Below are 8880 nucleotides of genomic sequence, written 5' to 3'. Positions count from 1 at the left end.
TCAGGCCACGCAACTGGTGAACTTCGCCCAGGGCGAGATGGCGATGTTCTCGACCTACTTCGCCTGGAAGCTGACCGATCTCGGCTGGCCGTACTGGCGGGCCTTCGCCGTCACCGTCGTCGTCTCGTTTCTCGGCGGGGTCGCGATCGAGCGCGTCGTCGTCCGCCCCTTCGCCAAGGCGCCGGTGCTCGCCTCCATCATCGTGTTCATCGGCCTGGCGCTGATCTTCAACGCGCTCGCTGGCTGGATCTACGGCTATTCCGTGACCGATTTCCCGACGCCGTTCGATGGGCCCCCATGGTTCGGGCAGCGATACATGTCGGCGCATGAATCCGGCTCGGTGCTGGTCAGCCTCTGCGTGCTCATGCTGGTCTACGCCTTCTTCCGCTTCACCCCGCTCGGCCTCGCCATGCGCGCCGCCGCGCAGAACCCGACGTCGAGCCGGCTCGTCGGCATCCGGGTCGGCTGGATGCTGGCGATCGGCTGGGGGCTCGCCGCGGCGATCGGCGCGATCGCCGGCATGATGGCGGCGCCGATCGTCTATCTCGATCCGAACATGATGGCCGGCGTTCTTCTTTACGCATTCGCCGGCGCGGTGCTTGGCGGCATCGACAACCCGTTCGGCGCGGCCTTCGGCGGCTTCGCCGTCGGCGTGCTCGAGAACCTGATGGGCGCCTATGTGGTCGGCTCCGAGGTGAAGCTGTCGGTGGCGCTCGCCATCATCGTCGGCGTGCTCGTCTGGCGTCCGTCCGGCCTGTTCGGCCGGCGGCTGGTGGCGAGGGTGTGACGATGTCCCCATCGCCCGCGCCGAGGACGCTTCTGACGCTCGCGGTGTTCGCGGCGGCGCTCGTCTTTCCGTTCCTGGCCTCAGGCTACCATCTCTATCAGGGCGCGCAGGTGCTGATCCTCGCCATCGCGCTCCTTGGCCTGAACCTGCTAACCGGCTTCAACGGCCAGATCTCGCTCGGCCACGGGGCGTTCTTCGCCATCGGCGGCTACGGTGCGGCGATCCTCACGGCGAAGCTCGGCGTCCCGTACTTTGTCGCGATTCCGCTGGCGAGCCTCGTCTGCTTCGGCGCAGGCTTTTTGTTCGGTTTTCCGGCGCTGCGCTTCGGCGGCCTCTATCTTGCGCTCGCGACTTTCGCCCTCGCGGTCGCCACGCCGCAGATCCTCGCCTACAGGGGATTCGACGCCTGGACCGGCGGGTCGAGCGGCGTTTCGCTTATGAAGCCGTACGCGCCTTTCGCGCTGCCGCTGACGACCGACCAGTGGCTCTATCTCGTGTGCCTGATCTCCGCCGCGCTCCTTTATTTCGCCGCCCGCAACCTTGTCGTGAGCCGCATCGGCCGGGCGCTGATCGCGTTGCGCGACCAGCCGGTCGCGGCGGAGACGATGGGCGTCAACGCGGCGCTGTTGAAGACGACCTGCTTCGGGATGAGCGCGCTCTACGCCGGCGTCGCCGGGGGCTTGAGCGCGCTCGCGGTCGGCTTCGTATCGCCGGAAAGTTTTGGCTTGGCGCTGTCGCTGTCGTTCCTGGTCGGCATTGTCGTCGGCGGGTTGGCCTCGCTCGGCGGCGTTCTTTTCGGCGCGCTGTTCATCGAGTTCGTGCCCAACCTCGCCGACCAGATGTCGGTCACTTTCGGCGAGAGCGCCAAGGCGCTGCCGGGCGCGATCTACGGCGTGCTGCTCATTTTGGCGATGGCGGTCATGCCGGCCGGCGTCGCCGGAGCGTTGCGGGCGGTCGTACGGCGGACGGTCCATTCACGGTGAAGGCGGCGGCGGGCCGGTCCGCCGTGAAGCGAGTGAGGGAGGAGATCGATGATCACACGACGTTCGTTTTTGCAATCGGGCGCGGCGGCTGCGGCCTTCGCGGCAAGCGCGCGCGCGGCGCGGGCGGAAACGCCCGGCGTCACCGACACGGAGATCAAGATCGGCCAGACGATGCCCTACAGCGGCCCGGCGTCGGCCTACGGCGTGATCGGCCGCACCGAGGCCGCCTATTTCAAGATGATCAACGAACAGGGCGGCGTGAATGGGCGCAAGATCAACCTCCTCAGCCTCGACGACGGCTACAGCCCGCCGAAGACGGTCGAGCAGGTGCGAAGGCTGGTCGAGGACGAGAAGGTCGCCTTCCTGTTCAACACACTTGGCACCGCGCCGAACCTCGCGATTCGGCAATATCTCAACGACAACAGGATTCCGCAGCTCTTCGTCTCGACCGGCGCGAGCGTGTTCTCCGACCCGGCGCACTTCCCCTGGACGATCGGCTACAACCCGAACTACCAGACCGAGGCGCGCATCTACGGCAAGCACATCCTCGCCACCAAGCCGGACGGCAAGATCGCGGTGCTCAATCAGAACGACGGCTTCGGCAAGGAGTACTTGAGCGGCCTCAAGGACGCGCTCGGCGACAAGTCGGGGATGATCGTCAAGGAGGCGTCCTACGAGACGAGCGAGCCGACGGTCGACTCGCAGGTCGTGACGCTGCAGGGCTCAGGGGCCGACATCCTCATCATCGCCGCGACGCCGAAGTTCGCCGCGCAGGCGATCCGCAAGTCCTATGATCTCGGTTGGAACGGCGTGCGCTATCTCAGCAACGTCTCGCCGTCGATCGCGACGGTGCTCAAGCCGGCGGGGCTCGAGAAGTCGAAAGGGTTGATCTGCGCCTATTACGGAAAGGACCCGACGGACGCCAAATGGAAGGATGATCCGGGGATGAAAGAATGGGCGGCCTTCTGCGACAAGTACCTTTCGCACGCGGAGTTCCTCGACGCCAACGCAGCCTACGCTTACAGCGCCGCAGGAACGATGCTTCAGACGATCAAGCAGTGCGGCGCCGACCTGTCGCGCGACAACGTCATGAAGCAGGCGGCCAACATCAAGGACCTGGAACTGCCGCTGTTGCTGCCCGGCATGCGCATCAATACGTCGCCGACCAACTTCAGCCCGATCCGGCAGATGCAGCTCGCCAGCTTCGACGGTCAAAGCTGGCAACTCTTCGGGGAATTGTTGATGGGCTGACGAGAGTCGCTCCCGCCTGGGGAGCCGCTACGGAAGGCGACGGACCGCCGGGCGAACTTCATCCGCGCCGGTCCGGCCGGGAGTTGCGTGGCCGCGGCCCCCGGCAATTCGCCGGGGGCCTTTGAGCCAGGTGGCGGTAGAGGGGTGGGTCCGCCAAAAGAACTTGGCTCATGTCCTGACGTCGCGGCTGGGGTGGGGGCCCAGCGCCTCTGCGCAAGTCATGTAAACCTGCTGATCGCGGAGAGGACCGAAGCGCCCGGGGGGCTTCCGACGCTTCGCCGCAACGCAGGAACTCATTCCGCTCGGAGCGCTTCGGGCGCCGCCGGGCGGCTTGCTCTTGCTCGGTCCTCGTGCCGGGCGCCTCAGTTCGACGCCGCCCGGCCGAGAAGTCGACGGCGCCGCATCACTTTCCGATCGGCGCGCCGGCGTTGGTTGTCGCCGAGGGGTTGGCACCCTGCGCGGCTGCAACGCCGACCGCAGCGCCCTGAACAGCCATTGCGGCGGCGGTCGTCGCGACTCTGCCACTGCCGAATGCCGACGCGCTGGCGCTCGCCGGTCCGGTCCCAACCGCGGCGCTCGCCGCCTCGCCTGGTGCGCTGACCGAGATGTGGCCATTGCTGACCGATACGGATGAGCCGCCTAAGCCGCCGATGGAGACGCCAATGCCGGCGGACGCCGATGCGCCGCCAACGCTGTGGCCACCTCCGCCGGCCTGGGCGGCACAGACGAAGCCAAACGTAGCAACGCCAAGAGCGAGTAGAAGCTTCCTCATGATCTTGTCTCCCAAAGGAAAGGCCCTCGCCCGACTAAAGGAGCGGAAGTCGAGCGAGGGCCACACTTCTTTCGCTGATCTAGACGATCAAGCTTGGCTTACTTTGCCGCGCCCGCGACGCCCTGCGCCGAGCTCGAGTCGCCACTGGCGGCCAAGCCGAAGCCATGGACCGATCCGCTCGCGCTGGAGGCCGCAACCGCGCCCGTCGCCGCGGTCGAACCGATGCCGATCGCGCCGGCAGCGGCCATGCCACTGTAGCTGGCGTTCGCCTTGCCGAACCCAGCGGCGAAGCCGCCAGTGCTCGTGCTGACGCCGACGCCGGCGACACCGCCATGACTGTGGCCAGCCGCGAACGCCGGTCCGGCGAGAGCAAGAATGGCGATAGTGGAAATAAGAATGCGCTTCATGGTCAATACCCCATAGACTCTGTGGCGGATTCCGCCGCCGCGGACCCCAGCTTTCGCGGGCTGGAATTGCACAGCCGCGCCTCTTCTTCGCTCATGGCGAGGAACGAGGCCGCATTTTTAGGCGTAAAAATCGTATCAGCTCGCGGACACTCTCCGAATGGCAACAGCCCACCACTCACTGCTTATCATGGCTTGTTGCAATTCGAAGTACTCAAACTGACAAGCCGAATGATAAAAGGAGTTCCCCGCGCTAATCTATCAATTTCTTGATGCAAAAAGAGATTGTACGGAGATTTAGGGCATGGTTCTAAATCGATGATCTAGAACTGCCGCATCTACGCTTCGGCAATTTGAGTTTTCAAAGGCTTGCAAGAGGATCAGTCAACCTATTGGATGTACATCTCAAAGGAGGTTGACACGCGTACTCTCGTGGTGGTATGCGAAAAGCTAATCAACGTTCCGTCAACCAATCTCGTGCGTCGCTCTGTAAGGCGCAGGGACAACGGATCGGGGGGAGAAAGGAATGAATATTTCTATTTAAAAGATCAGAAATTTACCGGGACTAGTGTTCCCGTAAATTTGGGAATGTCAACGGAGTCACAAAAGCCGTCAAAAAAGCGGCAGGTATGTGGCCCCCAATGAAGTTGGGGAGAATTTATTATGTTGGGGCAAAATATGGACGCTGGGTTTTCCCCGAATCTGGGCGATACCCGTCACACCTTGCTGATCGTCTCTCAAGTGCGATTGTTTAGCGAAAGCATTGCCGAGGCGATCGAGGGGAATCCAAACCTCACCGTCGTTGGACTGGCTGCGGATACGGGCGAGGCCCTGTCTGCGCTTCGTGCTCATCCTTCGGCGACCGTTCTCATCGACGCCGCCTTCCCGAGAGGACTGGAAGCTCTCCGGGCGATTCGCGACGCCGACCCGTCCACGCCGATCATCGTCTTCGCTCTCGTGGAGACCGAAGACAACATCATCCCCTGGGTCAAAGGCGGAGCGACCGGTTACATTCCTTCGACCGCCTCGATTCACGCGGTCTCGCAGATGTCGACGCCATCATCCGCGGCGAGCAGATCTGTTCGGGCGCCGTCGCGTCCGGGCTGATGCGCCGCGTCAGGACCTCGATAAGCCCGGATGACTCCGCCGTGCGGTTCGCGATGTCGCTGAGCACGCGCGAGAACGAGATCGTCAAGATGATCGCAGGGGGCTTGAGCAACAAGGAAATCGCACGCCGCCTGAATATCGAAGTTTCGACGACAAAATCGCACGTCCACAATCTGCTCTCGAAGCTTGGACTTCAGAGCCGCGCACAGGTCGCCTACTGGGCCCGCCTGCAAGACGGACACTCTCGGTGAATTTCGATCGACAGTCGCATTCATGTGGCGACAATTGGAGCGATCGACCATGAGGATCAACTGGGCAAAGGGTGGATCGTGACCTTTTGCATCGAATCGCCTTGGCGTCGCTACTCCATTGCTTTTGGCCAAGTTAGCTAAGAGCAACCGGAGTTTGCGTCAAAGGTTCCCTCAGCTCCACGCCTTCAGCGACCCGAAGCGGACGAATTTCTTCGAGAAGTGGCGGTCCATGCGGGCGAGGACGTCTCGCAGGAAGGCGACGCCTTCGGCGAGATAGGGGCCCTTGTTGAGCATGACGCATTCTGCGCCCTGGGCGCTCGCGGCGTCGGTCATCTCGGCCCGGCTCGCCACGCCGTCGCGCACGTAATTGTCGAGCACCTGGGTCGCCCAGACGACCGGGGTGTGCGCCGCTTCGCACAGCCACAAAATCTCTTCCTGCATCTCGGTGAGGCGGGCGAAGCCGAGTTCGACCGCGAGATCCCCGCGCGCGATCATCACCGCCGTCGGATTATGGGCGGCCGATTGCAGGATCAGGCGCGGCAGGTTCCGCACCGCGAGCGGCGTCTCGATCTTCAGCACGATCCCAAGCGGTTCGCGCTTGGGGGCGCGGGCGACAAGATGGTCTTGAAGAAGCTCGATGTCTTCGGTGCGCTGCACGAACGAGAAGCCGATGAGGTCGGCGTGCTCGGCGACGAAGTCGAGGTCGCGGAAGTCCTTGGAGGTCAGGGGCGGCAGCTCGAGTTCGGTCGAGGGGAAGTTGACGCCCTTGCCGGGCTTCAGCCGCACGCCCTTCTCGCGCGAGGCGTAGACCTCGATCTCGGCCCGGCCGGCCGTCTTGGACACCACTCGGGCCGCCGCCTTGCCGTCGTCGATGAACACCTCCGCGCCGATGGTCAGCTGGTCGACAAGCTCGGGGAAGTTCAGCGAGAAGGCGATCGGGTCCTTGGTCTTGTCCCTCAGCTCGTCGATCAGCGTGGCGCGGTCGCCGCGCATGAGCCGCGCCTTCGGCGGCGCCTTGACGCGCTGGATGCGGCACTTCGGTCCGCCGAGGTCCATCAGGATCTTGCAGGGACGTTCGAGTCGCGCCGAAGCCTCACGCACATTGTCGACCATCCGCCCCCAGGCTTCGGCGTCGTCGTGGGCGCAGTTGATGCGCGCACAATCCATCCCGGCGGCGACCAGGTTCTCGATGAGCTCCGGGTGGGTCGCGGCTTCCGGCGGCATGGTCGCCATCACCCGCACGCGCGGGGCGCCCCTCGGTCGCTTGCCGAACACGCGGTCGGCCTCGGCTTCCAGCTCCGAGGCGCCCGCGCGGGCGACCGCGGGGCCGGGGTAAGGGACGTTGCTCTCGCCGGTCAGGCGCCTGAGCGTCACGATCAGCACATCGAGCGTCGCCGCCACCTTCGCCTCGCTGCGGCCGAGCGAGGAGAGGCCGCGTGCGGCGAGTCGCAGCTGCAGGTCGTTGAGGTCATGGCTGCGCAGCGCGATGTAGTGCGATAGGTTCGTTGCTCGGGAGGTCGCCTGCTCCGAGGCCGGACCCCATTCGCGCCTCAGCTCGGCGCCTTTCTGTTCAATGTCCTCGCGGAGCGCCTGCACTTCGATGAGGAGGGCGCGCAGGTCATCGAGGTCATTACCGGTCTTGGTCGCCATGGACGGCTACGCCCCCACGCGCGAGCGCTCCGACGGGGAATCGGTTTTCGCCACGCCTTACGGGTGTTTGACGTGCGAATATGACGCCTGTGCAACAGCGTGTCGCGGATGCGAATCTTCTGCGACAGCCCCGGGTTGCCGGGCGTTGCTGGGCCCATCTCTTGCGCCGCTTCGCCGCTGACCGTATTGCGGGAAAGCAGGCGGGCGGACGCTCACAACGGGAAAAAGGTCATGGCCGTCGAGTTCCACGGAAGGGTCGCGATCGTCACCGGCGCAGGCTCCGGCCTCGGGCGCTGCCACGCCTTGGGGCTCGCCGCGCGCGGCGCAAAAGTGGTCGTCAACGATCTCGGCCAGAACGGCGCGCCGTCGGAGAGCGCCCTCAAGGTCGTCGAGGAGATCCGGGCGAGGGGCGGCGTCGCCATGGCCGATGCCGCCGACGTCGCCGATTTCGAGCAGACGTCCGCGATGGCGGCGCACGCGGAGAAGGAATGGGGGCGGGTCGACATTCTGGTCAACAACGCCGGCGTGCTGCGGGACAAAACCTTCGCCAAAATGGAGATGGCCGAATTCGAGTTCGTCGTCCGCGTGCATCTGATCGGCTCGGCCAATTGCGCGAGGGCGGTTTGGAACGGCATGCGCGAGCGGAATTACGGCCGCATCGTGCTGACCTCGTCGGCCTCGGGCATTTATGGCAATTTCGGCCAGTCGAACTACGGCGCGGCGAAGGCCGGCATGATCGGACTGATGAACGTGCTGCACCTCGAAGGCGCGAAGAACGACATCCGCGTCAATATTCTCGCCCCGACGGCGCGGACTGCGATGACGGAGGGCCTCCTGCCGCCCCCGGCGGCGGAGCTCCTCGCGCCCGAGACGGTGACTCCGGCGGTGCTGTTCCTGGCGAGCGACGAGGCCCCGTCGCGCGTCATCCTTGGCGCCGGGGCGGGGACGTTCGCCGTCACCCACATCGCCGAGACCGAGGGAGTCTATCTCGACGACGCCGAGCGCACGCCGGAGACGATCGCGGCCCGGTGGACCGAGATTTCCGATGCCTCGACCGCCAAGCCGCTGCGCGACGCCTATTCCCAGACCCGGAAATTCGTCGCCGCCGCGGCGAAGGCGAAGGGGCTGGCGCTCGACTGGTGAGACAGGCAGGCTTTCGTTGGTCCTCCCCGACCGCTTTGTTCGCTCACGCTTTGGATGCTGATGCAGGTCCGTCTGCCCTCTGAATTGCGCTTTTGCGGGAGCGTGACCGCGGCGCGTCGCGACAAAGGAGAAAGCGGCGGCTATTGGCCTTTTGACAGAAGGCCCCAGGCCGGAGCGAGCCGATCGCGCATCGCCTCAAACACTTGGCGTCGCCGAGACAGGATGCCGGATAGCTCTGCGTCAGGCTCAATTCGACACGTGACGCGGGTCATTGCGGCGACCGCTGCATCCAGGTCGGGATAGAGTGACCGTGCTGCGCGATGGCCGAAACGTCTTCACCGGTCGCGTGCGGGACGTCTCCCGCGAGCAGATCGCCGAGTCCATGTTTGGCCGGAAGCTGAGCGCCGCCGTACGGGAAAACGGGGGTGGGGGCAGTGGGAGCGAGGCCGTTCTATCGGTCAGGGGCCTCAGCCTGTTTCGGCATTTCAGCGACGTCTCGTTCGACGTGCGTCCCGGCGAGATCGTGGCGCTC

9 protein-coding genes and 1 pseudogene are annotated in these 8880 nt (G+C 64.9%); 7 read left to right on the top strand and 3 right to left on the bottom strand.

What is annotated here, in order from left to right; genetic code table 11:
- The 3 genes from ACLP25_RS12055 to ACLP25_RS12045 form a co-directional block, all read left to right on the top strand.
- The coding region (locus ACLP25_RS12055) for a branched-chain amino acid ABC transporter permease (protein ID WP_442469435.1) at window positions 1-787 on the top strand (787 nt) is incomplete at its 5' end.
- Window positions 788-789: 2 nt separating this feature from the next.
- Window positions 790-1770 (top strand): branched-chain amino acid ABC transporter permease, encoded by a 981-nt coding sequence (locus ACLP25_RS12050; RefSeq protein WP_442469434.1) that lies wholly within the window; start codon window positions 790-792, stop codon window positions 1768-1770.
- Window positions 1771-1818: 48 nt separating this feature from the next.
- Complete coding sequence (locus tag ACLP25_RS12045; RefSeq protein ID WP_442469433.1) at window positions 1819-3021, top strand: ABC transporter substrate-binding protein; 1203 nt, start codon at window positions 1819-1821, stop codon at window positions 3019-3021.
- A 403-nt stretch (window positions 3022-3424) separates the two neighbouring features.
- Here the strand turns inward: ACLP25_RS12045 and ACLP25_RS12040 are convergent, their stop codons facing one another.
- Both ACLP25_RS12040 and ACLP25_RS12035 read right to left on the bottom strand, forming a co-directional pair.
- A complete protein-coding gene (locus ACLP25_RS12040) occupies window positions 3425-3793 on the bottom strand; it encodes a hypothetical protein (protein WP_442469432.1) in 369 nt (122 codons plus the stop codon).
- Window positions 3794-3891: 98 nt separating this feature from the next.
- On the bottom strand, window positions 3892-4200 hold the full coding sequence (locus ACLP25_RS12035; protein ID WP_442469431.1) for a hypothetical protein: 309 nt from the start codon (window positions 4198-4200) through the stop codon (window positions 3892-3894).
- Between the two features lie 660 nt (window positions 4201-4860).
- On the opposite strand from ACLP25_RS12035, the gene ACLP25_RS12030 reads away from it, so the two are divergent.
- On the top strand, window positions 4861-5304 hold the full coding sequence (locus ACLP25_RS12030) for a response regulator (RefSeq protein WP_442469430.1): 444 nt from the start codon (window positions 4861-4863) through the stop codon (window positions 5302-5304).
- Window positions 5305-5345: 41 nt separating this feature from the next.
- The gene (locus ACLP25_RS12025; RefSeq protein ID WP_442469429.1) at window positions 5346-5555 is read left to right on the top strand and encodes a response regulator transcription factor; all 210 of its coding nucleotides are present in this window, start codon (window positions 5346-5348) and stop codon (window positions 5553-5555) included.
- A 171-nt stretch (window positions 5556-5726) separates the two neighbouring features.
- Here the strand turns inward: ACLP25_RS12025 and ACLP25_RS12020 are convergent, their stop codons facing one another.
- Window positions 5727-7205, bottom strand: a complete 1479-nt coding sequence (locus tag ACLP25_RS12020; protein ID WP_442469428.1) for a pyruvate kinase — start codon at window positions 7203-7205, stop codon at window positions 5727-5729.
- Between the two features lie 231 nt (window positions 7206-7436).
- Between ACLP25_RS12020 and ACLP25_RS12015 the strand changes: the two genes are divergently transcribed.
- On the top strand, window positions 7437-8348 hold the full coding sequence (locus ACLP25_RS12015; protein WP_442469427.1) for an SDR family NAD(P)-dependent oxidoreductase: 912 nt from the start codon (window positions 7437-7439) through the stop codon (window positions 8346-8348).
- Between the two features lie 304 nt (window positions 8349-8652).
- A pseudogene (locus tag ACLP25_RS12010) lies at window positions 8653-8880 on the top strand (sugar ABC transporter ATP-binding protein); the annotation flags it as partial.

It is taken from the genome of Roseiarcus sp. (assembly GCF_052145395.1).
Lineage (GTDB): Bacteria > Pseudomonadota > Alphaproteobacteria > Rhizobiales > Beijerinckiaceae > Roseiarcus.
This window is presented reverse-complemented; position numbering and strand designations above follow the sequence as displayed.